The organism is Geodermatophilus sp. SYSU D01105, from assembly GCF_054050095.1.
Genome location: NZ_JBJGYR010000015.1, coordinates 113,762 through 139,345 on the forward strand (window position 1 = coordinate 113,762; position 25,584 = coordinate 139,345).

Consider the following 25,584-nt stretch of genomic DNA (forward strand, 5'->3'; position numbering starts at 1 on the left):
GGATGTACCGGGGGAGAGGAGTGGTCGGCCGTGGGCAAGCACCGGGCACCTGACGCGGACCCCACCGACTTCGACGCGGCGACCAGCGCGCTCGTCGACGTCACCGGCGACTACGAGGTCGACGCCGCGCACACGCGCATCGGCATCCGTGCCCGGCACGCCATGGTGACGACGGTGCGCGGGTCGTTCGGCGAGTTCTCCGGCCGGGCGCACCTGGACGCGGCGAACCCGCCGGCGAGCTGGGTGACGCTGCGCATCAAGACGGCGACCGTCGACACCGGGCAGCCCGACCGGGACGCGCACCTGCGCTCGGCGGACTTCCTCGACGTCGAGACCTATCCGGAGATCGTCTTCACCTCCACCGACGTCGAGCAGATCGAGGACGACGTCTACACGGTCACCGGCGACCTCACCATCCGCGACGTCACCCACCCGGTCTCGGTCGACTTCACCCTGACCGGTTCGGCCAAGGACCCCTTCGGCAACACCCGCGTGGGCTTCGAGGGCGCCCTGGCCATCAAGCGCAGCGACTGGGGCCTGACCTGGAACACCCCGCTGGACACCGGTGGCGTGCTGGTCAGCGACCGCATCCAGATCGAGTTCGACGTCTCCGCCGTCCGCACCGCCTGACGGGAGCCGCGGGAACGGGCCGGCCGCCGCTGTAGATCGGTCTCACGGGGGCGGAGGGGCGGCACCACGGGCCCGGTCGGGGTCCGCTCTCGCCGCTCGGTCGCGGCTGTCCTGCTCCCGGTCGGCGCGGGCTGCCTCCCGGTCCTGTCCCGCCGCGACCCGGTCCCGCTCCGCGGCCAGCCGATCGGCCGCGTCGGCCGCTCGGTCGGCCGCGGCCCGCGCCCGGTCGTCCTCGGCCCATGCCCGGTAGCTCGCCTGGACCTCGCGGTCGATGGCCCGCTGCTCGCCCGTCTCGAGCGGCCCCCCGCCGGCCGCCGCGGCCGCCCGGTCCGCCCACCGCGCCTGTTCGGCCGCGCGCTCGTCGGCGGCGTCCTCCCGGCGGCTCGCGGCCAGGGCGCGCGCCGCGGCCTGCTGGTCCCGTTCGGCGGCCACCTCGTCGCGGTGCTGGGCAGCCTGCTCGCGGCGGCGGGCCGCCTCGTCCCGCCGGCGGGCGGCCTGCTCGGTGCGCCGGGCCGCATCCTCCCGCGCCCGGTCGGCGGCGATCCGCCAGTGCTCGCCGCTCGCCACGTCCGGAACTCCGGGCGCGGGGTCTCCCGGCCAGCGATCGGCCCGCAGCCGCTCGTGCTCGACGGCCCGCAGCGCCGCCGCGGCCTCGCTCAACAGCAGCCGCGCATCGTCCAGGCGACCCTCGCGCAGGGCCCGTTCGGCCAGGGTGAGGTGCGTGGCGGCGACGCCGCTCTCGGTGACGGCCAGCGCCTCGGCGCCTCGGCTCAGCCGCTCCTGGAGCCGCCGGACGTCCTGCCGGAGGCGCTCGGCGGCCTGCTCGGCGGAACCGCGCTCGCGCCCCGGGCGTGCCCGCTCGCCCGGCTCGCGCCGCTGGGCGGCCCGCTCGTCGGACCCCTCCATGCGCCGAGCGTTCCCCTGACCGAGACCACGGACAAGAGCCGGTGGCCCTGAGCGACCGACCGGGTGCGATCCCTCAGCGGGCAGCCCGCAACGCGGCGTCCAGCGTGCCCATGAGCTGCGCGAGGCGGTTCCCAGCGGCTCGCGCCGGGGGGTACCGGCGCAGGACGTCGACCAGGACCGGAGTGGCGCGTTGCCACGCCTGCTCGATCAGCGCGTCCCCGACCGCGGGATCGTCCCCGGCGGTCACCTCGGCGACCCGCGCGGCACTCGCGGCAGCACGCAGGATGTGGCCGACCTGCCCCGCCTGCGCGATCGGGTGGAGGTACGCGGCAGAGGCGGCGTCCCCAGCGGAGCGCGCGGCCAGTCGCGCGACCTCGGTCCTCGCCTCCCTCGCCGCGCGGTGGGCGTCCACCGCGGCGACCCGTTGGAGCCTGGTCCTCCGGGCGCCGTGGACGAACGCCCAGGCGGCGTCGACGGCGGCGCGCGGGCGGCCGTCGCCCGGGACGGCGTCCTCGAACACGGGGAGGAGACCCTCTGCGCTCTCCGCCACGAACCGTGCGACGACCCGCAGCTCGTCCATGGTCAGCTCGAAGTCCCCGACGACCGTCGTCACGGACCCGATCCTCCCCGCACCGCGGTCCGCCGCCACGCCACGCCGGGCGCCGCGGCCCGGTGTCACGCGGCGCGCGCCCTCAGCGGGGCGGCATCATCGAGCCCTCGGTCAGGAAGCGGGTGTGCCAGCTCAGCGCCTCGTCGAGCAGGTGGGGGGTGTGCCGCCCGGGGGCGCCGTGCAGCGCCCGCTGGACGTAGTCCCGCAGCAGCGGCCGGTAGTCCGGGTGCGCGCACTTCTCGATGACCAGCTCCGCCCGCCGCCGCGGCGCCAGGCCGCGCAGGTCGGCCAGGCCCTGCTCGGTGACGATCACGTGCACGTCGTGCTCGGTGTGGTCGACGTGGCTGACCATCGGCACGATCGCCGAGATGGCCCCGCCCTTGGCCGTCGAGGGGGTCATGAAGAAGGAGATGTAGGCGTTGCGGGCGAAGTCGCCCGAACCCCCGATGCCGTTCTGGATGCGGCTGCCCATCACGTGCGTGGAGTTGACGTTGCCGTAGATGTCGGCCTCGATCAGCCCGTTCATCGCCAGGACGCCGAGCCGCCGGACGATCTCGGGGTGGTTGCTGATCTCCTGCGGCCGCAGCACGATCCGCTCGCGGAGGCGCTGCGCCTCGGCGTCGAACCGGGCCGCCCCCTCCGGGCTCAGCGAGAACGCCGTGGCCGAGGCCGACACCATGCGGCCGGAGCACAGCAGGTCGAGCATGCCGTCCTGGATGACCTCGGTGTAGGCGGTCAGCCCCTCGAACGACGAGCTCCCCAGCTCGGCCATGACGGCGTTGGCAACGTTGCCGACGCCCGACTGCAGCGGCAGCAGCTCGCGCGGGACCCGGCCGCGGGCCACCTCGTGCTCGAGGAACTCGACGATGTGCCCGGCGATGGCCCGCGAGGCGGCGTCGGCCGGCGTGAAGGGGGTGTTGCGGTCGGGGGCGTCGGTCTCGACGACCGCGACCACCTTCTCCTCGGGGCAGCGCAGGTACGGCACGCCGATCCGGTCGTCGGGGCGCAGCAGCTGGATCGGCCGGCGGGCCGGGGGGAGCGCGGTGCCGTAGTAGACGTCGTGCATCCCCTCGAGCGCGGGGCTCTGCCGGGAGTTGACCTCGAGGACCACGCGCTCGGCCCGGTCCAGCCAGGTCTTGTTGTTCCCGACCGACGAGGAGGGCACCAGGTGGCCGTCGGGCGTGATGCCGCTGACCTCGACGACGGCGACGTCGAGCGGGCCGAGGAACCCCTCCCACGCCATCTGCGCGACGTGCGACAGGTGCACGTCGATGTACTCCATGAGCCCGGCGTTGATCTTCTCCCGGCTGACCGGGTCGGACTGGTAGGGCAGCCGCAGCTCGATGCCGTCCGCGGCGGCCAGCGCGCCGTCGAGCTCGGGGGCGGTGGAGGCGCCGGTCCACACGTTCACCCGGAAGGGCCGGCCGGTCTCGTGCGCCGTGGAGATCTCCCGGGCCAGGGCCTGCGGCACGGCCTTCGGGTAGCCGGCGCCGGTGAAGCCGCTCATGCCGACGGTGTCCCCGTGCCGGATGTGCTCGGCGGCGGCCTCCGCCGAGACGACCTTGCGGGCCAGGCCCGCGTGCCGGATGCGGCCCGACTGCGCCATGGTCCGAGGCTACGCGGACCGGGCCGGCGGCCAGACGGCGAGCAGCGTGCGGACGGCGCTCACCAGCGCCAGGGGCTGGTCGAGCATCGGGTGGTGCCCGGCCTGCGGCAGCTCGACGACCGGCAGGGGACCGGGCGCGAGCGCGACCATCTCGGCGGCCATCTCCCGGGTGACCAGGCCCTTCTCGCACCGGAACAGCGCGGCCGGCGCCGCCAGCCGGGGGAGCAGCTGCCGTACCAGGGGGCGGTTGCCGAAGAAGCCCGGGTCGAACTTCCACGTCCACCCGCCCTCGACCGGCCGCAGCGAGCCCCGCGCCACGTGCGCGCGGACGCAGGGGAGGCAGTCGTCCTGCGGGGGGAGGGTCCGGAAGCGGGCGAGCGCGGCCTCGAGGTCGGGGTGCACCCGGTGCGCCCGCGGCTGCTCGCGCAGGTCCTGCTCCTCGGGCGGCTGCCGGTCCAGCGGGGAGTCGATGACCGCGACGCCGGCGACGGCGTCCCCGTGCTCGACGCCGACGGTCAGCGCCACCCAGCCGCCCATGCTGTGGCCCAGCACGACCGGGCGGTGCAGGCCCTCGGCGGACGCGACCGCGAGCACCTCCCGCGCCCACCGCGCCGTGCCGTACCCCGCCCGGCGGTCGCTGTCCCCGTGACCGCTCAGGTCGGGGGCGACCACCCGGTGGGTGGGCAGCAGCGGCGCCACGTGGTCCCACCACCCGGAGTGCGCCGCCCCGCCGTGGACCAGCACCAGCCCCGGTCGCCCGGGGGCGCCCCAGGCGCGGTAGTGCACCCGCGCGCCGTCGACCTCGACGTCCCGGTGCTCGGGGAGCGCGGCGACGGCGGAGGTGAACCACCCCGGCGCCGCCTCGGCGGCGTCGGGGACGACGGTCTGGGACACGGGCACTCCTCGCTGGGGGTCAACGGCCGGGGGAGCCCGGGACCGCACCGGCACGTCCGTCACCCCGGCCGGCCCGGCCCGGCAGCACCCAGGTCAGCACCGCGGTCAGCAGGCAGACGCCGCAGGCGACCAGCCCGATGACCGTGTAGCCGCCGGCGGCGGGGAGGGTCTGTCCCGCCGGGGTGGCCGCGTTCAGGATCGCGGCGGAGAGCGCGCTGCCGACGCAGAACCCGGCGTAGCGCAGCACCTGGTTCAGCGCCATGGCGCTGCCGGTCTCCGACGGCGGCACGGCGGCGACGACCAGGCCCGGGGCGGCGGCGAACGCACCGCTCACGCCCAGCCCGGCGACCCCCATCACCACGAACAGCTCCCACAGGGACCCGCGCAGCAGCCCGAACCCGAGGCTCGCCGCGCCCAGGACGAGGGCGCACAGCGGCAGGACCGCCCGCACCCCGGCCCGGTCGGCGAGCCGCCGGGACAGCGGCCCGGCTCCCATCCCAGCCAGGGAGAACGGCAGCAGGACCAGGCCGGCCACGAGGACCGACGCGCCGAACCCGTAGCCGGTGCCCACCGGGGCCTGGGCGAGCAGCGTCACCGAGCTGAGCACCAGGTAGTTCGCCGTCCCCATGAGGAACATCGCGGCGTGCCCGGTGGCGGGCAGCCGCCCGCGGGCCAGCCGGAGGTCGATCAGCGGGGCCCGCACGCGCAGCGCCACGGCGACCCACGCCGCCATCGCCAGCAGCGACCCGCCGGCCACCGCGAGCAGCCGGGGCGAGGACCAGCCCCACGTCTCGCCCTCGCTCAGCGCCAGGACCGCCCCGCCCAGGCCCGCGCACAGCAGCAGGGCGCCGGGGACGTCGAAGCGCCGAGCCGGCGTCGGCGACGGCGGCGGCAGCACGAGGGCCGCCGCGACGAGGGCGAACGCGCAGATGCCGGTGGCCGCCCAGAAGGACGCCCGCACCCCGCCCAGCTCGGCCACCAGCCCGGCCAGCGGGTAGCCCAGCCCCACCCCCGAGACGACGGTGATGGAGAGGGCGCCGATGGTCTTCCGGGAGCGGTCCCCGGGCAGCGCGTCGCGGGCGGTGGCGATGAGCAGCGGCATGAGCCCGAGGCCGAAGCCCTGCAGCACCCGCCCGGCCAGCAGCCAGCCGATGGACAGCGGCAGCGCGGTCAGCACACCGCCGGCCACGACCAGACCCAGCGCGGCCAGGACGACCGTCCGCCGGTGCGGGCCGTCGGCGAGCCGCCCGGTGACCGGCGTGGCCACGGCCCCGACGAGCAGGGGCAGGGTGACCACCCACTGCGCGACGTGCAGCGGCACGTCGTACAGCGCCGCGACGGCCGGGACCAGCGGGACGCCGACGCTGCTGGTGGCCGCCACGACGGTGGCCAGCAGCACCAGGACGGGCACGAGTACCCGCGGCGAGCGCTGCGCCGCCCGCCGCCCCGCGGTCCGGCCGCCGACAGCGGTCGAGGACCCGACCACGCCGGTGGTCGGGTCCTCGACGGCGTCGACGCGGTCCCCGGTCAGGCGGCGACCTTCCCGGTCACCCCGTGCGGGTCGATGACGTACTTGCGGGCGGCGCCCTGGTCGAACTCGGCGTAGCCGCGCGGGGCGTCGTCCAGGCCGATGACGGTCGCGTTGACCGCCTTCGCGATCTGCACCCGGTCGTGGAGGATCGCCATCATCAGCTGCCGGTTGTAGCGCATCACCGGGCACTGGCCGGTGGTGAACGACAGCGACTTGGCCCACCCGGTGCCCAGCGACAGGGACAGCGCGCCGACCTTGGCCGCCTCGTCGATGCCGCCGGGGTCGCCGGTCACGTACAGGCCGGGGATGCCGATCGCGCCGCCGGCGGCCGTGAGCTCCATGAGCGAGTTGAGCACCGTCGCCGGCGCCTCCTGCGCGCTCGCGCCGTGGCCGCGCGCCTCGAAGCCGACCGCGTCCACACCGGCGTCGACCTCGGGGACCCCGAGGATCTGCTCGACCTGGTCCTTCGGGTCGCCCTTCGAGACGTCGACGGTCTCGCAGCCGAACGAGCGGGCCTGGGCCAGCCGCTCCTCGTTGAGGTCCCCGACGATGACCACGGCGGCGCCGAGGAGCTGCGCGGAGACCGCTGCGGCCAGGCCCACCGGGCCGGCGCCGGCGACGTAGACCGTCGAGCCGGTGGTGACGCCGGCGGTGTAGGCGCCGTGGTAGCCGGTCGGGAAGATGTCCGACAGCATCGTCAGGTCGAGGATCTTCTCCATCGCCTGGTCGCGGTCGGGGAAGACCAGCAGGTTCCAGTCGGCGTAGGGGACCATCACGTACTCGGCCTGGCCGCCCTGCCAGCCGCCCATGTCGACGTAGCCGTAGGCCGAGCCGGGACGGTCGGGGTTGACGTTCAGGCAGATGCCGGTCTTGCCCTCCTTGCAGTTGCGGCAGCGCCCGCAGGAGATGTTGAACGGCACCGAGCAGACGTCGCCGACCTCGACGAACTCCACGCCGGGGCCGGTCTCGACGACCTCGCCGAGGATCTCGTGGCCGAGCACCAGTCCGTGCGGCGCGGTGGTGCGGCCGCGGACCATGTGCTGGTCGCTGCCGCAGATGTTGGTCGTCAGCACCTTGAGGATCGCGCCGTGCGGCACCTGCCGCCCGACGTTGTCCGGGTGGACGCCGGGGCCGTCCTTGAGCACGAGCTCGGGGTAGTCCAGGTCGAGCACCTCGACCTTCCCCGGGCCCTGGTAGGTCACGCCGCGGTTGTTCGCCATGGGTCCTCCTCCTCGTCGTCGAGTGGACGCCGGCACACTGCGCCGGCTGCCGGCGGGTCGGTCGACTCCCGGGGTCACGCTAGGCCAGGTGGTCCCCGGTCGCCCCGTGCACCTGACGGGACCTCCCCACGTCCGCCCGGAGGGCGCGGGTGCGACATCCGTCGCGGCCCACGGCGTGCTCCAGGAGGACGCCGTCCCGCCGCAGGGCGTCGAGGTGCCGATCGCCGCGGAGGCGAGCACGCTGGGCGCAGCTGCCGTCGGGGAGGGCCGGACCGGGGCCCTCCCCGACGGGGTGCACGGCGTCGGCGCTGGTGAGGTGCGCGACCGGGACGGATGACGTAGCTGCCGTCGCCGCGGGAACCCGGGGCAAGCGGGTCGAGGGGCTCACGACTTCCGGGTCACGACCGGTTTCCATCGTCAGGACGGTGTAACCGGCATCACCACCGGTGCGCCACCCTGCACAGCGGCGTCCAGAGGAGAACCCACCCCGTGGCAACCCCCACCACCCCCGCGCCTGCCAAGGCGGGGCCGTCGAAGAAGGGCATCTTCGCCGCCAGCTTCGTCGGCACGTCGATCGAGTGGTACGACTACTACATCTTCGGCACCGCCGCCGCGCTGGTGTTCGGGACGGCCTTCTTCCCCGACTTCTCGCCGGTCGCCGGCACCCTCGCCGCGTTCGCCACCTTCGCCGTCGGCTTCATCGCCCGGCCGCTCGGCGCCGCGGTCATCGGCCACTTCGGTGACCGGATCGGCCGCAAGTCGATGCTGGTCCTCACCCTGCTGCTCACCGGTGGGTCCACGTTCCTCATCGGCGTGCTGCCCACGTACGCCGCCATCGGCGTGGGGGCGCCGCTGCTGCTGGTCACCCTGCGGCTCATCCAGGGCTTCGGCGTCGGCGGCGAGTGGGGCGGCGCGGTGCTCATCGCGACCGAGCACGCCAGCCCGCGGCGGCGGGCGGTCTACGGCAGCTTCGCGCAGTTCGGCGTCCCCGTCGGCGTCCTGACCTCCAACCTGGCCTTCCTCGCCGTCTCCGGGATGGACAACGACGCCTTCCTGTCGTGGGGCTGGCGGATCCCGTTCCTGGTCAGCATCGTGCTGGTCGTCGTCGGGTTCCTCGTGCGCAGCAAGCTGCAGGACGCGCCGGAGTTCCAGCAGGTCAAGGAGCGCAAGGAGGTCAGCAAGGTCCCGGTGGCCGAGCTGCTCCGCCGCCAGCCGCGCACCCTCATCCTGGGCAGCCTCGCCTCGATCGCCCCGCCGGCCGTCGGCTACACGGTGATCGTCTACATGCTCACCTACGGGACGACGGTCGTCGGCTTCGACCGCACCACGCTGCTGTGGCTGATCCTCGCCTCGACGCTGGTCTGGATCGGCACGATCGTCGTGGCCGCCGTGCTCTCCGACCGGTTCGGCTCCAAGCCGGTCTTCGCCCTCGGCGCGCTCACCGCGGTCATCTGGCCGCTGCCGATGTTCGCGCTGGTCAACACCGGCAGCGCCGCCGCGGCGCTGCTCGCCTTCGTCGTCGCGGCGATCGTGCAGGGGATCATGGCCGGCGCCCAGGGTGGGCTGTTCACCGAGATCTTCGAGGTGAAGACCCGCTACAGCGGCATCTCGATCGCCTACCAGCTCGGCGGCATGATCGGCGGCGCCATCACGCCGATCGCGGCCACCGCCCTCTACGGGGCCTACGACTCCTCCACGCCGATCGCGCTCTACGTGGCGGCGCTGTCGCTGGTCAGCCTGCTGGCGGTGCTCGGCATCCGGGCGGTGCCGAAGACCGCGCAGGCCGACGCCGACCGGCTGGGGACGGCCGCGGCCACCTCCGCCTGAGCGCGGGCCCTCGGCGAGATCTGCACAGTGGCGGCCATGAGGGGCCCGATGTGCGCCGCTGTGCAGATCTCGCGGGTGCTCCGGGAGGGGGGGATCGGCACTCAGGCCACGCCCCGGCCGGGGGTAGCGTGCTGACCGCGATCGACCCGGCGAGGGCCGGTGAGCGACGGGCGGGACGGGACGAGGGTGGGCAGCGAGGTGGATGCCGCAGCCGGTGCCGTGTGGCCTCCCGGCATCGGCGAGGACCCGGTGCTGTGCGCCCTGGTCGGCGTCTCCGCCGACGGCCTGGCCCTGGTGGACGACGCCGGGCGGCTGCTCGGCCTCAACGCCGCGGCCGCCGCGGTCCTCGGCTCGCCGGCCCCGGCGCTGGTCGACGCGACCGTCCCCTTCGACCCGCGGGCCGGGGACCCGGACGCGGCGGACCTGCGGCGGACCGCCTGGACGGCGCCGGGCGGCAGCCGCCGCGAGCTCGAGTACCGGGTGCTGCCGGTGGGCTCCGGTCGCTGGGCGGTCTGGTTCAGCGACGTCACCGACAGCGTGCGCCAGCAGGAGCGGCTGACCGCGATCACCCGGGCGGCGTCCAGCGTGGCCGACGCCTACTCCCTGCGCGCCACCCTCGACGCGGTGGCCCGGGAGATCGCCATGACCGCGACCATCGCCGCCGTCCAGATCATCGCCCTCGACGACCCGCAGGACGAGTTGCGGCTGCTGGGCATGGCCGGCTTCGGGGACGCCGAGGACTTCCCCGGCAAGCTGGCCGCGTGCCGCGCGCTGGGCGCGCGCGTGCTGTTCATGGAGGCGTTGCAGCGCCGGGAGCCGGTCGTCAGCCTGCACCGCAAGCCGGTCATCATGGCCGACCCGACGTGGGCGCCGCTGCACGAGATCATGGACCGCCCCGACTGGGACAGCTTCGTCTCGATGCCGATGGTCGTGCGCGGCCGCGCGCTCGGGATCATCAACGCGTACTACGAGCCGGGGGAGGACCCCGGGCCGAGCTCGCTGGCCTTCCTCGAGGCGATGGCCGACTCCGCCGCGGTGGCCATCGACACCGCCTCCCTCCTGGCGCAGACCCGGTCGCGGGCGCAGTCCGACGAGCGCCGCCGGCTGGCGCGGGACCTGCACGACTCCGTCGTCCAGCAGGTGTTCTCCATGCGGATGCAGGCCGAGGCGCTGCGCACCCACCTCGACCAGGCCGACGCCGACCCCGCCACCGTGCGCAGTGGAGCCGAGGAGCTCGCGGCGCTCTCCGCCAGCGCGCTGGCCGACCTGCGCGGCCTGGTCTTCGAGCTGCGGCCGCTGGACCTCGCGGAGAACGGCCTGGTCGAGGCCGTCCGCGCGCACGCGGCCGGCGTGGAGGCGCGCACCCGGCTGCTCGTCGACGTCGACGCGCCGGATGACCTCGACCTGGACGTCGACGTGGAGGTGCAGGAGGACCTCTACCGGATCGTCCAGGAGGCGCTGCACAACGTCGTCAAGCACGCGCGTGCCACCGAGGCCGGGGTGCGCATCCGGCGGCCGGCCACCGGCGGCGGGCTGGTCGTCGAGGTGACCGACGACGGGTGCGGCGCGCTGCCCGACTCCGGGCCGGGGGAGCCGGCGCCGGGAGCGGGCGGCCCGCGCGGCAGCCTGGGGTTGGTGTCGATGCGCGAGCGTGCCGAGCGCTGGGGCGGGCGGCTGGTCGCCGGGCCGCGCCCGTCCGGTGGCTGGCGCGTGGAGGTGACGCTGCCCGCGCCGGGCGGCGAGGGGAGGGCCCGATGAGCACCGGACCGACCGACACCGGGCCGGCGACCGGGGCGATCGGCGTCCTGCTGGTCGACGACCACGCGATCGTCCGCCGGGGCGTGCAGGCCTACCTGGCCGGCGTCCCGGGCCTGGAGGTTCTCGGCGAGGCCGGCGACGGCCAGCAGGCGGTCGAGCTGCTGCACCAGTGGCAGACCACCGGGCGGCCGATGCCCGACGTCGTCCTGATGGACCTGCAGATGCCGCGCATGGACGGCGTCGAGGCGACCGCCGCGATCGTCCGGGCGCACCCGGAGGTGCGGGTCGTCGTCCTCACCAGCTTCGGCGAGGTCGAGCGGGTGCACGCGGCCCTGGCCGCGGGCGCCGCCGGCTACGTGCTCAAGGACGCCGACCCCGCCGAGGTGGCCACCGCGATCACCGCCGCCGCGGCCGGGGAGGTCCACCTGGACTCCGCCGTGGCCCGGCAGCTGGCCCGCCGGATGGCCGCGCCGCAGACCGGGCTCACCTCCCTCACGGTCCGCGAGCGGGAGATCCTGGCCCTGGTCGCGCAGGGCCACTCCAACCGCGAGATCGCCGACCGGCTGGTCATCAGCGAGCGCACCGCCCGCACGCACGTCAGCAACGTGCTGAGCAAGCTGCAGCTGTCCAGCCGCACGCAGGCGGCGCTGCTGGCCATCCGCGAGGGGCTCATCCCGCCGCCCGCCTGAGCCCGCGGTCGCGGCGGACCGGGCCGGGACCAGGACGGATGACGTAGGCCGGGTGCGCCGCCGCGGCCGTCGCGGAGCCGACACCGCGCCGATCCGCGCAGGTCACGCGCCCCCTACCGTGGACGTGAGCGCGGTCACCCGGCCGCGCCCCGCAGTCCGCCCGCAGGAGGCCCCGCCCGTGACGTCCGCCGACGAGCGCGCGGCCGACGCCGTGGAAATGGTCGGCGTGTCGCGCTGCCGAGGACCCCGCCCGGTCCCCGACCCCTGACGAGGACGCCTCCCGCCCCGGCCGGCCAGGCCCGACCCCCCACCCCACCGAGGAGCTCCCATGGCAGCCAACCCCATCGTCATGAACGGCTGGTACATCGGCGCCTGGTCCGACGAGGTCGGCCGGACGCTGGTGCAGCGCTGGATCTGCGGCCGGCCGGTGTGCTTCTACCGGCTGTCGGACGGCAGCGCCAACGCGATCGAGGACCGCTGCCCGCACCGCCGGTACCCCCTGTCGCTGGGCCGGCTCGACGGCGACGTCATCACCTGCAACTACCACGGTTACAAGATCGACGGCTCGGGCGCCTGCGTCGGTGTGGCCGAGCAGCCCGACATGCCCAAGGGCGCCACCGTGCACCGCTTCCCGGTCGTCGAGCGCTACGGCATCGTCTGGATCTGGCCCGGCGACCCGGAGCAGGCCGACCCCGACGGCATCCCGGACGTCTCCTGGCTCACCGACGAGAGCTGGACCCACGTGCACGGCATGATGGGTCTCAAGGCCCGCCAGGTGCTCCTGGTGGAGAACCTGCTGGACCTGACCCACGAGACGTTCCTGCACCCGACGTCCATCGGCAACGCCGCGGTCGCCGCCACCCCGATCGACGTGATCGGCGAGGGCAACCGGGTGTCCTTCGTCCGGCACATGATCGACATCGAGGCCCCGCCCTTCTACAAGTCCTCGATGGGCGTCACCACGAACATCGACCGCTGGCAGGACGGCGACTTCTACGCGCCGGGCATCTTCATCCTCAACATCCGGATCGCCCCGACCGGCACCGAGGAGCCCGAGGGCTTCCACATGAAGGTCATCTACGGGATGACCCCGGCGACCGAGACCACGACGCACGACTTCTTCGCCCTGGGCCGGGACTACGAGATCGACGACCAGGAGCTGTCGGACTTCCAGCTCAAGCAGCAGCTGTCGGTCATGAAGGAGGACGTCGACGCCCTGGAGATCCAGGAGCTCATGGTCGCCACCGACCCGGGGATGATCGAGTCCTCGATCCGCTCCGACGTCGCCGGCATCCGCGGCCGCCGCCTGCTGGACAAGATGGCCAAGGCCGAGGCCGCCGCGCGCGGCGAGGCCCCCGCCCGCCCGGCGCGCCCCGTCCGCCCGGCCGCCGCCGCGCCCCAGCCGGCCGCCGCGCAGCCGGCCGGCCAGGCCTGAGAGGGTCGCGGACATGACGACCTTCGTCCTCGTCCACGGGGCCTGGCACGGCGGCTGGTGCTGGGACCGCGTGGCCCCGCTGCTGCGCGGCGCCGGCCACGAGGTGCACGCCCCCACGCTCACCGGGCTGTCCGAGCGCGCCCACCTGCTGTCCCCCCTGGTGGGCCTGGACACCCACGTGGAGGACGTCGTCCGGCTGATCGACACCTTCGCCCTGCGCGACGTCGTCCTCGTGGGGCACAGCTACGCCGGGCAGATCGTGACCGCGGTCGCCGACCGCCGGCCCGACGCCATCGCCCGGCGGGTGTACCTCGACGCCTTCGTCGGCTCCGACGGCGAGGCGGCCCGCGACCTGCTGCCCGAGCAGGTGGAGCACCACTGGGCGGAGTCGGCGGCCGAGCAGGGCTTCGGCTGGCTCGTGCCGGTGCGCAAGCTCTCGGTCCTCGGCGTCACCGAGTCCGCCGACGTCGACTGGCTGACCCCGAAGCTGACCCCGCACCCGTGGAAGACCTACCTGGACCGGCTCGACCTCACCGGTGCGGTCGACGCGGTGCCGGCCGCCTTCGTCGAGTGCGTGACCTGGATGCGGGTGTTCCGCTCCCAGGCCGACCGGGCCCGCGAGCGCGGCTGGCCGGTGCACGAGCTCGACACCGGCCACGAGGCGATGGTCACCGCCCCCAAGGCGCTGGCCGACGTCCTGCTCGAGCTCGCCCGCTGACCCCGACCCGACAGGAGAGCACCGTGGAGTTCCTCGTCCGCGCCGAGAACCTGCTGCCCCCGGAGACCCCGGCCGAGCGGCGGGACGAGCTGCGCTCCGGCGAGCGGGCCCGCGCCATGGAGCTGCGGGAGGCGGGCATCCTCAAGCGGCTGTGGCGGGTGCCCGGGCGCAACGCCTGGATCGGCCTGTTCGAGGCGACCGACCCCGGGGCGCTGCACGACGCACTGGTGTCCCTGCCCATGTCGCCGTGGCTCGACGTGCACGTCGAGGCGCTGGCCCAACACCCGCAGGAACGGTCATGACCACCTCCACCGGCCAGCAGCTGCGCATCACGTTCCGCCAGTACGACGGTGAGATGCTCGGGACGTGCTGGTGCGGCCGCACCCGGCAGAGCGCCCACCCGCGCCAGCTGTGGGAGTGGCTGGACGACCACGAGCACCTCACCGGCGAGGAACAGAAGGGCACCGATGAGCACTGACACCCCGGCCGGCAGGTTCGACCTGCCGGGGACGCCGGTCTTCGACGGGCAGACCAGCCGGCGCGGCTTCCGCATGAACAAGCTGTTCATGAGCCTGCGCTCGGGGGAGGCGCGGGAGCGGTTCCTGGCCGACGAGGCGGCCTACTGCGACGAGTTCAAGCTGACCCCGGAGCAGAAGCAGGCGGTGCTCGACCGGGACTGGCAGGCGATGATCGACCTGGGCGGCAGCATCTTCTACGTCTACAAGCTGGCGATGATGGACGGCCGGTCGATGCAGTACCTCGGTGGGGTCTTCAGCGGCATGACCGAGGAGGAGTTCGTGGCGGCGATGCGAGCAGGAGGACGGCGGGATGGCTGAGGTGATCTGGGGCCTGGCGACGTCGCACGTCCCCTCGATCGGGGCGGCGATGGACCGGGGCAAGACCGAGGACCCCGCCTGGAAGGGGCTCTTCGACGGGTACGCCCCGGCCCGGGCGTGGCTGGCCGAGCACCGGCCGGACGTCGCGATCGTCGTCTACAACGACCACGCCAACGGCATCGACCTCGACATCATCCCGACGTTCGGGATCGGCACCGCCGAGCAGTACTCGGTCGCCGACGAGGGGTTCGGCAAGCGCCCGGTGCCCGACGTCGTCGGCGACCCGGAGCTGTCGCTGCACCTGCTGGAGAGCCTGGTCGACGACGGCTTCGACCTCACCGTCTTCCAGGAGCTCGACGTCGACCACGGGTTCACCGTGCCGCTGTCGGTCTGGACGCCGGACCCGGGTGACGCCTGGCCCTGCCCGGTGATCCCGCTGCTGGTCAACGTCATCCAGTACCCGCAGCCCACGGCCGCGCGCTGCTACGCCCTCGGGCAGGCGCTGGGCCGGGCCATCCGCAGCTACCCCAAGGACCTCAAGGTGGCGATCCTCGGCACCGGCGGGATGTCCCACCAGCTGGCCGGGGCGCGGGCGGGCTACATCAACCCCGAGTTCGACCACATGTTCCTCGAGGCCATCGAGAAGGACCCGGAGAAGCTGACGACGCTCTCCCGCGAGGACTACATCCGCGAGGCCGGCTCCGAGGGCATCGAGATGATCATGTGGCTGATCATGCGCGGGGCGATGAACGAGCAGGTGACGAAGGTGCACTCGCACTACTTCGTGCCGGCGTCCAACACCGCCGCGGCGATCGCGCTGTTCGACAACCGGGTGCCCCAGCCGGCCTGACGAAGGACCCCGTCCCCCTCACGCCTCGCAGGCTCGGCGCGAGCCTCTGGACGGGGCCGTGCGACCGACGGGCCGGGCCGCCCCTCCGTCAGGGCGGTCCGGCCCGTCGGCGTCTCAGCGGCCGGTCACCAGTCGACGCCGGCCCGCTCGGTGCCGGTGCGGACCAGGCCGCCGCGGTCGGCCCGGTAGGTGTTCATGACGGTCAGCCGCGGGCTGTACACGTGCACGCTCACCGCCGGCTCCGGCGCGGGGTTGGTGACCCGGTGCACGTGGTGCGGCCCGAACGGTCGGACCCGGCCGGCGGCGAGCTGCCGCGCCTCCGGCAGCGCCCCGACCTCCTCCGACAGCGTGCCGCGGACGACCGCGAAGGCCCCGGCGGAGCCGCCGTGGTCGTGCAGGTCGGTGCCCTGGCCGGGCAGCCAGGACAGCAGCCACACCTGCGCGGCGGCGAGGTCGGCGTGCAGCGCCGGGTCCAGGACGTCGGCGGCGAGGCCGGGGTCGAGCAGGTGCGTCCAGCGGTGCTCGGCGCGGAACTCCACCAGCGGGGACCACCGGTGCTCGACGGCGGCGAGCGCGGCGGCCAGCGCGGCCGCGCCGGTGCGGCGGGCGGTCGGGTCGGTGGGCAGGACAGGGGACAGCAGGGAACGGGTCACGACGGGTCCTCCGAGGTCTGAGGGGTGGGCGCGGTCGTCAGCGACGGCGACATCGCGCGCTGGCCACCCGCAGCAGGTCCACGGCGGCGCGTCGGGTGAGGTCGGACCGGGGAACCGCCACGTCAGGCCCGCCGCGCACCGCGTGCGGCGTCCACCTGCGGCCGCGCGGCCACCAGCCAGGCCTCCAGCGGTGCCGGGTCGTCCCAGCTCCTGTCGAGCAGGTACAGCCCCCGGGTGGGCGCGGTGGCGCCCAGCTCGACCAGCACGGGCTTGAGCAGGAGCTCCGGCGCCAGTGCGTGCGCCGGCCCGCCGCCGAGCATGAGCGGCACCGCCACGACCCCGGCGAGGTCGCCGGTGCCGATCTGGTCGAGGAAGAGCTTGAGCAGTCCGGTGTAGGTGGCCTTGTAGGTGGGGCTGGCGACGACGGCGACCTCGGCCGCCCGTACCGCGGCGACAGCCTCCTCGACAGCGGGGTCGCCCCAGCCGAGCAGCCCGGCACCGAGCTCGACGACGTCGATGACCCGGTCGGCCGGGGCGCCGGTCAGCCGCTCGGCGACCAGCTCGGCCGCGGCGCGGGTGCGCGAGTGCGGCTTGGGGTTGCCCACGACGGCGACGGTGCTCACGCGACCACCGTCGCAGGGGCGGCCGCGGCACGCTCGGCGTCGCGCTTGGCGACCTCCTCGCGCACGATCGGCAGCACGTGGCGGCCGACGTCGATGGCGTCGCCGAGCAGGTCGTAGCCGCGCATCGAGATGATGTCGACCCCGAGGTCGACGTAGTCCAGGAGCGCCCGGGCCACCGTCTCCGGGGTGCCCACCAGCGCGTTGGAGTTGCCCGCGCCCCCGGTGGCCTTCGCGGTCGGCGTCCACAGCGCCCGGTCGAACCGCTCGCCGCGCCCGGCGATCTCCAGCAGTCGCTGGGAGCCGGCGTTCTCCGGGCCGGTGAGCGGGTGGCGCCGCGACAGCGGCTGGAGGCCGCCGCCGGTGCGGGCGGTGATCCGGTCGACGGTGCGGTACGCCTTCTCCCAGGCCAGCTCCTCCGTGGGGGCGATGATCGGGCGGAAGGCGACCTGGATGCGCGGCATCGCGGTCCGGCCCGCGGCGCGGGCGGCGGCGTGCACCCGCTCGATCTGCGCCGCGGTGTCGGCCAGCGGCTCACCCCACAGGGCGAAGACGTCGGCCTCGGCCCCGCCGGCGGCGTAGGCGGCCTCCGACGAGCCGCCGAAGGAGACGTCGGGGCGGGGCTGCTGCACCGGGAAAACGTCGCTCACGAAGTCGGCGAACCGGTAGTGCTCGCCGTCCCAGTCGAACGGCTCGCCCGAGGTCCAGGCCTTCTTGACGATCCGGATGTACTCGCGGGTGCGGCCGTAGCGCTGGTCCTCGGTGAGGTGGTCGCCCTCGCGCTGCTGCTCGCGGTCGGTCCCCCCGGTGATGAAGTGCACCGTCAGCCGGCCGTCGCCGATCTGGTCGAGGGTGGCGAAGGTCTTCGCGGCGAAGGTCGGGTGGCTGACGTTGGGCCGGTGGGCCAGCAGCACCTGCAGCCGCTCGGTGTGGGAGAGCAGGTACGCGGCGGCGGCGGCCGGCTCGGGGGAGCCGGAGCCGTACGCGAACAGCACGCGGTCCCACCCCCAGTCCTCGTGCGCGCGGCCGAGTCGCAGCGTGAACTGCTTGTCGAAGCTCGGCCCGGAGCGCGGGGTGGTCTCGGATCCGTCGTTGGTGGCTGCGATGCCCAGGAACTCGATCGGCACGGGTGGTCCTCGGAGGGATGAGCGGCCGCGCGGGACGGCGGCCGGAGGGGGTGGACGGGGGCGCCGTCAGCGACAGCGGGCCGACCAGACGCGGCCCAGGTCCACGTGCACCCGACGGACCAGCCGCGGCGTGGCGGCGGTGAGGACGGGGAGGACGGGCACGGACATATCTCTACCATCCCGATCGGGTTTGACGGGAACAGGGGGTCGTGTCAGGCTCCTCGGCAGGTCATGAGCGCCAGCGACAAGCCCCGGCTCGCTGGCCGGCAACCCTTCCTCCGCGATGGGGTGCCCCGGGTGACGACCAGGCGGGTGCCGACCGGTCCCCGCAAGCGCGGACCCGCCGACCGGGTCCCCGAACCGAGGAGGCCCGCGTGACCGGCGCTGTCCTGTCCCGCCCCGCCGTCGTCCCCGCCGCGCCGGAGGGCCCGCTGCTGCCGGTGGTCGGCGCGGGCACCGCGGTGCCGCTCGTGCCGTCGGGGTGGGTCCGCTACGCCGACCTCGACACCGCGGCCAGCACGCCGGCGCTGACCGCGGTGGCCGGCCGGGTCGCCGAGGCGCTCCCCCTGTACGCGAGCGTGCACCGGGGCGCCGGGTACCTGTCGCAGGTCTCGACGGCGCTCTACGAGTCCGCGCGCGACACCGTCGCCGCGTTCGTCGGCGCCCGCCCCGACGACGTCTGCGTGCTGACGCGGAACACCACCGACTCGCTCAACCTGCTCGCCGGGTGCGTGCCACCGGGGGAGCGGGTGCTCGTCCTCGACTGCGAGCACCACGCCGACCTGCTGCCGTGGCAGCGCCGCGCGGCCACGACCGTCCTGCCGATCCGGGAGACGGTGACCGCCACCCTGCGGGCCCTGGCGGCCGAGCTCGCCGCCTCCCGGTACGCCCTGGTCGCGGTCACGGGCGCCTCCAACGTGACCGGGGAGGCGCTGCCGCTGGCCGACGTCGTCGCGCTGGCGCACGCCGCCGGCGCGCGGGTGGCCGTCGACGGCGCCCAGCTGGTGCCGCACCGCGGGTTCTCCCTCGCGGCCACCGGCGCGGACTACGTGGCGTTCTCGGGGCACAAGCTCTACGCGCCCTACGGCACCGGGGCCCTGGTCGGCCGCCGCGACTGGCTCGACGCCGCGCCGGCCCACCTGGCCGGCGGTGGGGCGGTGCAGGCGGTGACCGTGGCCGAGACCACCTGGGCCCCGGCGCCGCACCGGCACGAGGGCGGCTCGCCGAACGTGCTCGGCGCGGTGGCGCTGGCGGCCGCCTGCGACACGCTCGCCGCGCTGCCGGAGGGGGCCCTCGAGGCGCACGAGCGGGCCCTGCGCGCGCGGCTGGAGGCCGGCCTGGACGCGCTGCCCGGCGTGCGACGGCTGCGGATCTGGCCCGACTCGACCACGCCCACCGGCGTCGTGGGCTTCACCGTCGAGGGCGCCGACCCGGGGCTGGTGGCCGCCGTCCTGTCGGCCGAGCACGGCGTGGGCCTGCGGGACGGCCGGTTCTGCGCCCACCCGCTGCTCGACCGGCTCGGGATCCCCGAGGGGGCGCTGCGGGCCAGCGTCGGCGTGGCCACCACGGCGGCCGACGTCGACCGGCTGCTCGACGGCCTGGTCGCGTTCCTGGGCGAGGGCCCGGGCACCGCCTACGTCGTCCGCGAGGGCCGCTGGCAGCCGGCCGACGACCCGCGGCCGCCGGCCGGTCTGGCGGGCGCGGACCCCCGGGCGGTCGCGCGCGGGGCCGCCTGCGGCCCGGCGGGGCGCTGAGCGTGTCAGCCCGGCAGCAGCACCGTGCGCAGCTCGTGCGCGCCGTCGGCCCGCGTCGCCTCGTAGAACCAGCGGACGCCGCCGCCGGGGACCGCGACCGCGTCGGCGTAGCGCAGGCCGCCGGGCGGGTGCGGACTCTGCAGCAAGGGACCGTCCGGGACGGCGGTGAACCGGCCGTCCCCGTCACCGATCGCGAGGCCGGTGCGCTCCTCCCAGTTCTCCTCCGCCGTGGCCCGGCCGTCGTAGAGCGCCCAGGTCCCGGCGCCGTCGAGGAGGACCGCGGCGAACCGCACGCCGCGGGCGTCCCAGCTGCCGGGCGTGCCGGCCAGGGCGGTCCCCCGCCAGGTCCACGCGACGCCGTCGTCGCTGGTCGCGTGCTCGGTGGTCATCCGGTCGGTGGCATCGGGGTCGTCGAGCGGGTGCACGCTGGCCCACAGGTGCCACTGCCGCCCGTCGTGCCGGATCACCGGGTCCTTGACCGCCTCGGTGTCGCTGCCGGGCAGCACCGTGCGCGGGGTCGCCGTCCCCAGGCCCTCCACGGTGTCGGCCTCCAGCAGGTCGACCCGCCAGTGCTTGGTCCCCGGCGTCGCGCAGCTGACGTAGAGCCGCCAGCGCCCGTCGGGTGTGTGGACCAGCGCCGGGCGCTCCAGCGACTCGGCGCCGAAGGCGTCCTTGCCGATCCCCACCACCGGGGTGAAGACCACGCCGTCGTCGGAGCGGGCCACGGCGTTGGCGAAGCCACGGCCCTCGCCGACCGGCCGCCGCAGCCGGTAGGCCAGCCACCACGTCCCGTCGACCAGCTGGGCCGACGGCCCACCGGCCCACGAACCCGGGCGCGGGTCCTCGGGGGCCAGGACCACCTGCGCATCGGCCCAGAACCGGTGCGGGTCCGGGAGGCGGGGCAGGGTCGGGACGGGGCTGGACGGCACGCGGCGGCTCCGGTCTCGGGCGAGGGGGACGGCGCCCAGTGTGCACACCGATCGAGGAGGGGGTCCGCATGAGCGGTCGACTGCCGCAGTTCGTCATCGCCGGCGCGCCGAAGGCCGGGACGACGGCCCTGCACGCCGCGCTGGCCACGCACCCGGGGCTGTACCTCTCCCCGGTCAAGGAGCCGAAGTACTACCTGACCGACGGCCGGCCCCCACCGCGCAGCGGCCAGCGCGGCCCCGGCGACGCCCACAGCGCGCAGGAGTGGATCTGGCGGCGGGACCGGTACCTCGCGCTGTTCGCCGCCGCCCCCGAGGACGCCGTCCGCGGCGAGAGCACGCCGTTCTACCTGTACGACCGGGCCGCGCAGGCCCGGCTGGCCGCCGACGTACCCGACGTCAAGGTCGTGGTCGTGGTCCGCGACCCGGTGGACCGCGCCTGGTCCAACTGGGTGCACCTGCGCGCCGACGGGCTGGAGCCGGTGGCCGACTTCCTCACCGCCGTCCGGCTGGAGGAGCAGCGGATCGCCGAGGGCTGGGCGCCGTTCTGGCACTACCGGGGCCTGGGCCGCTACGGCGAGCAGCTGCGCGACCTGTACCGGCACGTGCCCCGCGAGCGGGTGTTCCTGCTGCGCTACCGGCAGCTGGTCGACACCCCGCGGGAGACGCTGGACCGGGTCAGCGCCTTCCTCGGCGTCGAGCCCGGTATCGCCCACACGGTGGCACCGGAGAACGTCAAGCCCCACGTCGCCGACACCCCGCGGTACCGGGCGCTCGCCCGGGTCGTGCGGGCCGGGGCGGCGCTCGGCGCCTACGCGCCGCCGCAGGTGTGGCGCCAGGTCAGCCGCCCGCTGGTCGCGGCGCTGCACGCGGGCCGGGCTCCGCGGCCGGCGATGCCGGTCGAGGTCCGCCGCGAGGTGCTCGCCCCGTTGCTCGACGACATCGCGCTGCTCGAGGAGCTCACCGGTGAGTCCTTCGCCGACTGGAAGGGCGACACCGGCCGCGGCGACTTCCGGTCCCGCTCGACCGGCTCGGTCTCGTCCTGACCCCCTGAGAGGAGCACCCCCATGACCGTCATCGACGAACTGCTCGCCGCCGACGCCCCGCTCGACGTCCACCGGGCGCCGGGCCCGTCCGAGGGCGAGGCGCACGTCGTCCGCAACGCCGGCGGCGTGGTCACCGACGACGAGATCCGATCGCTGGCGACGAGCCGGCGGCTGCTGGGCACCCGCGAGGTCGTGCTGGCCCACCACACCGACTGCGGGATGCTGACGTTCCGCGACGAGGACTCCCGCGCGTCGATCGAGCAGGAGGTGGGCACCCGGCCGCACTGGCACTCCGAGGCGTTCCCCGAGCTGGAGGAGGACGTGCAGGTGCAGCGGCAGCGGATCCTCGACAGCCCGTTCGTCCCCGTGGAGGACAGCGTCCGCGGGTTCGTCTCCGACGTCGCCACCGGCGAGCTCTCCGAGGTGCACTGACCATGACCGCCGTCTCCGCCCCGTCCACCCCCGACACCGACGACTTCGCCCGGGACTGGGCCGACTGGCACCGCCGGCACGAGGCCGACCGCGCCGATCCGCACGGGTTCCTCGCCGTCACCGGACTGCACTGGCTCACCGGGGCGCCGCAGCGGTTCCCCGGCGTCCCCGGTGCCTGGTCGACCGGCCCGCGCGGCGTCGTGGTGACCCTCGACGAGGGCGAGCAGCTCTCCGTCGACGGCACCCCGGTCTCCGGCGAGCACGTCGTCGGCCGCATCCCGGAGCGCGGCGGCGTGCTGGCCTCCTCCGGCGACCTGGTCGTGGAGGTCGCCCGCCGCGGCGGGCACGACGTCGTCCGGCCGCGGCACCCCGACTCCCCCCTGCGGGTCCGGTACGCCGGGACGCCGACGTTCCCGCCGGACCGCCGGTGGGTCGCTCCCGGCCGGTTCCTGCCCTTCCCCGAGCCCCGCCCCACGACCGTGGGTGCGGCGGTGGCCGGCCTCGAGCACGTCTACGACGCCCCCGGGGTGGTCGAGTTCGAGCTGGCCGGGCGGGCCCTGTCGCTCACCGCGTTCCCCGGCAAGGACCCCGGCAGCCTGCTGGTCCTGTTCACCGACGCGACCTCCGGCGTCACCACGTACGCCGCCAACCGGTCGCTGGCGCTGAGCGCGCCGGACGCCGACGGGCGGGTCGTCCTGGACTTCAACCGCGCGGTCAACCTGCCCTGCGCCTACACCGACTTCGCCACCTGCCCGCTGCCACCGGCCGAGAACCGGCTGCCCGTGGCGATCGAGGCCGGCGAGCAGATCCCGCTGGAGCGCCGCGCATGAGCCCCCTGCACCCTGCCCACGTCCACCTCGCCGTCGCCCTGGACGGCGCCGGCTGGCACCCGGCCGCCTGGCGCGAGCCGGACGCGCGGCCGGCCGAGCTGTTGACCGCCGGCTACTGGGTGGACCTCGTGCGGGAGGCCCAGCGCGGGCTGCTGGACCTGGTGACCTTCGAGGACGCCCTCTCGCTGCAGTCGACCGACCGGCACGGCCCCGACGACCGCACCGACCAGGTCCGCGGCCGGCTCGACGCCGTCCAGGTCGCCGCGCGGGTCGCCCCCGTGACCGAGGGGATCGGGCTGGTGCCCACCGCCGTGGTCACGCACACCGAGCCCTTCCACCTGTCCAAGGCGATCGCCACCCTCGACTACGTGAGCAACGGCCGGGCCGGGGTCCGGGTGCGCGTGTCCTCGAGCCGGGCCGAGGCCGCGCACTTCGGCCGCCGCACCGTGCCGGAGCTGGGCAGCCTCGACCGGAACGACCCGGCCGTCCAGGCGGCGCTGCGGGACCTGTTCGACGAGGCCGTCGACTGGGTCGAGGTGGTCCGCCGGCTGTGGGACAGCTGGGAGGACGACGCGGAGATCCGCGACGTCGCCACGGGCCGCTTCATCGACCGGGAGAAGCTGCACTACATCGACTTCACCGGCCGCTGGTTCTCGGTGAAGGGGCCCTCGATCACGCCGCGGCCGCCGCAGGGGCAGCCGGTCGTCTCCGCCCTGGCCCACCAGACGATCCCGTACGAGCTCGTGGCCCGCAGCGCCGACGTCGGGTACGTGACCCCGGGGGACGCCGTGGACGCCACGGCGATCGTCGGCGAGATCCGCGCCGCGCAGGCCCTGGCCGGGCGGGCCGGGGAGACCGTGCACGTCTTCGGGGACCTCGTGGTCTTCCTCGACGCGACGCCGGAGGCGGCCGCCGCGCGCCGGCGGCGGCTGGACGACGCCGCGGGGAGCGAGTACGTCAGCGACGCGCGGGTGTTCGCCGGGACGCCGGCCCAGCTGGCCGACCTGCTCACCGAGTGGCACCAGGCCGGCCTGACCGGTTTCCGGCTCCGCCCGGCCGCCCTCCCGCACGACCTGGTCCAGGTCACCGAGGGGCTGGTGCCGGAACTGCAGCGCCGCGGGCTGTTCCGGACCGCGTACGAGGCCACCACGCTGCGCGGCCTGCTCGGTCTGCCCCGCCCCGCCAACCGTTACGCCCCGGCCTGAGGAGACGAGGGATGACCAAGCAGATCCACCTCGCGGCGCACTTCCCGGGGGTCAACAACACGACCGTCTGGAGCGACCCCGCGGCCGGCAGCCACATCGAGTTCTCGTCGTTCGTGCGGTTCGCGCAGGCCGCCGAGCGGGGGAGGTTCGACTTCCTGTTCCTCGCCGAGGGGCTGCGGCTGCGCGAGCAGAACGGCCTCGTGTACGACCTCGACGTCGTGGGCCGGCCGGACACCTTCACCGTGCTGGCCGCCCTGGCCGCCGTCACCGACCGGCTCGGGCTCACCGGGACGATCAACTCGACGTTCAACGAGCCCTACGAGGTCGCCCGCCAGTTCGCCACCCTCGACCACCTCTCCGGCGGCCGGGCCGCCTGGAACGTGGTCACCTCCTGGGACGCCTTCACCGGCGAGAACTTCCGGCGCGGCGGGTTCCTGCCGCAGGACCAGCGCTACGAGCGCGCCCGCACGTTCCTGCAGACGGTGCTGGAGCTGGTCGACACCTGGCGAGGGGACGAGATCGTCGCCGACAAGGAGCGCGGGGTCTTCCTCGGCGACCCGCGGGCCGGCCGGTTCGCCCACCGCGACGCGCACTTCGACATCGCCGGGCGCTTCGACGTGCCGCGCAGTCCGCAGGGGCGGCCGGTGGTGTTCCAGGCGGGGGACTCCGAGGAGGGCCGGGAGTTCGCTGCGTCGTCGGCCGACGCGATCTTCAGCCGGCACAGCACCCGGGAGGCCGGGCAGGCGTTCTACGCCGACGTGAAGGGGCGGCTGGCGCGCTACGGCCGGTCCCGCGACTCGCTGCTCATCCTGCCGGCGGCCACCTTCGTCATCGGGGACACCGACGCCGAGGCCGCCGAGCTGGCGCACGAGGTCCGCCGGCAGCAGGTGTCCGGGCAGACGGCGATCCGGTTCCTCGAGCAGGTGTGGAACCGGGACCTGTCCGCCTACGACCCCGACGGGCCGTTGCCGGAGGTCGACCCCGTGGTGGGGGAGGGCCACGTGGCCCAGGGCCGCGCGCAGGTGCGCATGTACCGCGACCCGCTGGCCACCGCGCGGCAGTGGCGGGAGCTCGCCGCGGAGAAGGGCTACTCCATCCGGGAGCTGATGATCGAGGTGCAGAGCCGCCAGTCGTTCATCGGCAGCCCGTCGACGGTCGCCGCCACCATCGACGACCTCGTGCAGTCCGACGCCGCGGACGGCTACATCCTCGTCCCGCACATCACCCCGGGCGGGCTGGACCCGTTCGTCGACCGGGTCGTCCCGCTGCTGCAGGAGCGCGGCGTCTTCCGCGCCGACTACGAGGGGGTCACCCTGCGCGACCACCTCGGCCTGGCACCGGTGTCCCCGCGGGCCCACTGAGCTGCCGACGCTCCCCGGCTGACGGGCGTTGCCGGTCGTGGGGGGGGGGGGGGGGGGGGGGGGGGGGGGGGGGGGGGGGGGGGGGGGGGCGGGGGGGGGGGGGGGGGGGGGGGGGGGGGG

General features: G+C 75.2%; 27 protein-coding genes and 1 riboswitch. Of the genes, 17 read left to right on the top strand and 10 right to left on the bottom strand.

The genetic code is table 11. The features are described 5' to 3' along the window. Window positions 1–30 precede the first annotated feature (30 nt). The gene (locus tag ACI79I_RS15655) at window positions 31–630 is read left to right on the top strand and encodes a YceI family protein (protein WP_456993239.1); all 600 of its coding nucleotides are present in this window, start codon (window positions 31–33) and stop codon (window positions 628–630) included. Between the two features lie 42 nt (window positions 631–672). On the opposite strand, the gene ACI79I_RS15660 is transcribed toward ACI79I_RS15655, so the two are convergent. The 6 genes from ACI79I_RS15660 to fdhA form a co-directional block, all read right to left on the bottom strand. After that, window positions 673–1,536: a hypothetical protein gene (locus ACI79I_RS15660; RefSeq protein ID WP_456993240.1), complete on the bottom strand. Its 864-nt coding sequence runs from the start codon at window positions 1,534–1,536 to the stop codon at window positions 673–675. Between the two features lie 73 nt (window positions 1,537–1,609). Then, complete coding sequence (locus tag ACI79I_RS15665; protein WP_456993241.1) at window positions 1,610–2,149, bottom strand: putative immunity protein; 540 nt, start codon at window positions 2,147–2,149, stop codon at window positions 1,610–1,612. Between the two features lie 79 nt (window positions 2,150–2,228). Further along, window positions 2,229–3,752, bottom strand: a complete 1,524-nt coding sequence (locus ACI79I_RS15670; protein ID WP_456993242.1) for an acetyl-CoA hydrolase/transferase family protein — start codon at window positions 3,750–3,752, stop codon at window positions 2,229–2,231. Between the two features lie 9 nt (window positions 3,753–3,761). Next, window positions 3,762–4,646, bottom strand: coding sequence for an alpha/beta fold hydrolase (locus tag ACI79I_RS15675; RefSeq protein ID WP_456993243.1), 885 nt, complete (start codon window positions 4,644–4,646; stop codon window positions 3,762–3,764). 19 nt (window positions 4,647–4,665) lie between these two features. Beyond that, a complete protein-coding gene (locus ACI79I_RS15680; RefSeq protein WP_456993244.1) occupies window positions 4,666–6,132 on the bottom strand; it encodes an MFS transporter in 1,467 nt (488 codons plus the stop codon). Window positions 6,133–6,173: 41 nt separating this feature from the next. Next, window positions 6,174–7,397, bottom strand: a complete 1,224-nt coding sequence (gene fdhA, locus ACI79I_RS15685; RefSeq protein ID WP_456993245.1) for a formaldehyde dehydrogenase, glutathione-independent — start codon at window positions 7,395–7,397, stop codon at window positions 6,174–6,176. Between the two features lie 175 nt (window positions 7,398–7,572). Here fdhA and ACI79I_RS15690 point away from each other — a divergent pair, with 175 nt between their 5' ends. The 10 genes from ACI79I_RS15690 to ACI79I_RS15735 all read left to right on the top strand — a co-directional run bounded on the left by ACI79I_RS15690 (window position 7,573) and on the right by ACI79I_RS15735 (window position 15,510). Continuing rightward, the gene (locus tag ACI79I_RS15690) at window positions 7,573–7,734 is read left to right on the top strand and encodes a hypothetical protein (RefSeq protein WP_456993246.1); all 162 of its coding nucleotides are present in this window, start codon (window positions 7,573–7,575) and stop codon (window positions 7,732–7,734) included. 152 nt (window positions 7,735–7,886) lie between these two features. Further along, a complete protein-coding gene (locus ACI79I_RS15695; RefSeq protein WP_456993247.1) occupies window positions 7,887–9,224 on the top strand; it encodes an MFS transporter in 1,338 nt (445 codons plus the stop codon). A gap of 159 nt (window positions 9,225–9,383) precedes the next feature. Then, window positions 9,384–10,982, top strand: coding sequence for a histidine kinase (locus tag ACI79I_RS15700; RefSeq protein ID WP_456993248.1), 1,599 nt, complete (start codon window positions 9,384–9,386; stop codon window positions 10,980–10,982). Then, the gene (locus ACI79I_RS15705; protein WP_456993249.1) at window positions 10,979–11,671 is read left to right on the top strand and encodes a response regulator transcription factor; all 693 of its coding nucleotides are present in this window, start codon (window positions 10,979–10,981) and stop codon (window positions 11,669–11,671) included. The genes ACI79I_RS15700 and ACI79I_RS15705 overlap by 4 nt, the downstream gene beginning before the upstream one ends. Before the next feature lie 328 nt (window positions 11,672–11,999). Next, window positions 12,000–13,106, top strand: a complete 1,107-nt coding sequence (locus ACI79I_RS15710; RefSeq protein WP_456993250.1) for a Rieske 2Fe-2S domain-containing protein — start codon at window positions 12,000–12,002, stop codon at window positions 13,104–13,106. A gap of 13 nt (window positions 13,107–13,119) precedes the next feature. Beyond that, a complete protein-coding gene (locus ACI79I_RS15715) occupies window positions 13,120–13,824 on the top strand; it encodes an alpha/beta hydrolase (protein ID WP_456993251.1) in 705 nt (234 codons plus the stop codon). A 23-nt stretch (window positions 13,825–13,847) separates the two neighbouring features. After that, window positions 13,848–14,126 carry a muconolactone Delta-isomerase family protein gene (locus tag ACI79I_RS15720; RefSeq protein WP_456993252.1) on the top strand — a complete coding sequence of 93 codons (279 nt, stop codon included), beginning with the start codon at window positions 13,848–13,850 and terminating at the stop codon, window positions 14,124–14,126. After that, the gene (locus ACI79I_RS15725; RefSeq protein ID WP_456993253.1) at window positions 14,123–14,302 is read left to right on the top strand and encodes a hypothetical protein; all 180 of its coding nucleotides are present in this window, start codon (window positions 14,123–14,125) and stop codon (window positions 14,300–14,302) included. Before ACI79I_RS15720 ends, ACI79I_RS15725 begins: the two co-directional genes overlap by 4 nt. Further along, entirely contained in the window at window positions 14,292–14,660 is a 369-nt protein-coding gene (gene ligA / locus ACI79I_RS15730; protein ID WP_456993254.1) for a protocatechuate 4,5-dioxygenase subunit alpha, read from the top strand. Before ACI79I_RS15725 ends, ligA begins: the two co-directional genes overlap by 11 nt. After that, window positions 14,653–15,510, top strand: a complete 858-nt coding sequence (locus tag ACI79I_RS15735; RefSeq protein ID WP_456993255.1) for a class III extradiol dioxygenase subunit beta — start codon at window positions 14,653–14,655, stop codon at window positions 15,508–15,510. Before ligA ends, ACI79I_RS15735 begins: the two co-directional genes overlap by 8 nt. Before the next feature lie 125 nt (window positions 15,511–15,635). Here the strand turns inward: ACI79I_RS15735 and ACI79I_RS15740 are convergent, their stop codons facing one another. The 3 genes from ACI79I_RS15740 to ACI79I_RS15750 form a co-directional block, all read right to left on the bottom strand. Continuing rightward, window positions 15,636–16,163, bottom strand: coding sequence for a cysteine dioxygenase (locus ACI79I_RS15740; protein ID WP_456993256.1), 528 nt, complete (start codon window positions 16,161–16,163; stop codon window positions 15,636–15,638). A 122-nt stretch (window positions 16,164–16,285) separates the two neighbouring features. Then, on the bottom strand, window positions 16,286–16,786 hold the full coding sequence (locus tag ACI79I_RS15745) for an NADPH-dependent FMN reductase (RefSeq protein ID WP_456993257.1): 501 nt from the start codon (window positions 16,784–16,786) through the stop codon (window positions 16,286–16,288). Then, a complete protein-coding gene (locus ACI79I_RS15750; protein WP_456993258.1) occupies window positions 16,783–17,910 on the bottom strand; it encodes an LLM class flavin-dependent oxidoreductase in 1,128 nt (375 codons plus the stop codon). Before ACI79I_RS15750 ends, ACI79I_RS15745 begins: the two co-directional genes overlap by 4 nt. Window positions 17,911–18,137: 227 nt before the next feature. Next, window positions 18,138–18,251, top strand: a riboswitch (SAM riboswitch). A gap of 33 nt (window positions 18,252–18,284) precedes the next feature. On the opposite strand from ACI79I_RS15750, the gene ACI79I_RS15755 reads away from it, so the two are divergent. Further along, on the top strand, window positions 18,285–19,664 hold the full coding sequence (locus tag ACI79I_RS15755) for an aminotransferase class V-fold PLP-dependent enzyme (protein WP_456993259.1): 1,380 nt from the start codon (window positions 18,285–18,287) through the stop codon (window positions 19,662–19,664). 5 nt (window positions 19,665–19,669) lie between these two features. On the opposite strand, the gene ACI79I_RS15760 is transcribed toward ACI79I_RS15755, so the two are convergent. Next, the gene (locus ACI79I_RS15760) at window positions 19,670–20,593 is read right to left on the bottom strand and encodes a hypothetical protein (protein ID WP_456993260.1); all 924 of its coding nucleotides are present in this window, start codon (window positions 20,591–20,593) and stop codon (window positions 19,670–19,672) included. A 68-nt stretch (window positions 20,594–20,661) separates the two neighbouring features. Between ACI79I_RS15760 and ACI79I_RS15765 the strand changes: the two genes are divergently transcribed. From ACI79I_RS15765 to ACI79I_RS15785, 5 genes are read left to right on the top strand one after another with little or no spacing between them, the layout of a single operon-like run. After that, window positions 20,662–21,636, top strand: coding sequence for a sulfotransferase (locus ACI79I_RS15765; RefSeq protein ID WP_456993261.1), 975 nt, complete (start codon window positions 20,662–20,664; stop codon window positions 21,634–21,636). A gap of 21 nt (window positions 21,637–21,657) precedes the next feature. After that, window positions 21,658–22,068: a beta-class carbonic anhydrase gene (locus tag ACI79I_RS15770; protein ID WP_456993262.1), complete on the top strand. Its 411-nt coding sequence runs from the start codon at window positions 21,658–21,660 to the stop codon at window positions 22,066–22,068. 2 nt (window positions 22,069–22,070) lie between these two features. Further along, window positions 22,071–22,898 (top strand): DUF1684 domain-containing protein, encoded by an 828-nt coding sequence (locus tag ACI79I_RS15775; RefSeq protein ID WP_456993263.1) that lies wholly within the window; start codon window positions 22,071–22,073, stop codon window positions 22,896–22,898. Then, complete coding sequence (locus tag ACI79I_RS15780; RefSeq protein ID WP_456993264.1) at window positions 22,895–24,103, top strand: LLM class flavin-dependent oxidoreductase; 1,209 nt, start codon at window positions 22,895–22,897, stop codon at window positions 24,101–24,103. Before ACI79I_RS15775 ends, ACI79I_RS15780 begins: the two co-directional genes overlap by 4 nt. Before the next feature lie 11 nt (window positions 24,104–24,114). Continuing rightward, complete coding sequence (locus ACI79I_RS15785; protein ID WP_456993265.1) at window positions 24,115–25,464, top strand: NtaA/DmoA family FMN-dependent monooxygenase; 1,350 nt, start codon at window positions 24,115–24,117, stop codon at window positions 25,462–25,464. Window positions 25,465–25,584: the final 120 nt, after the last annotated feature.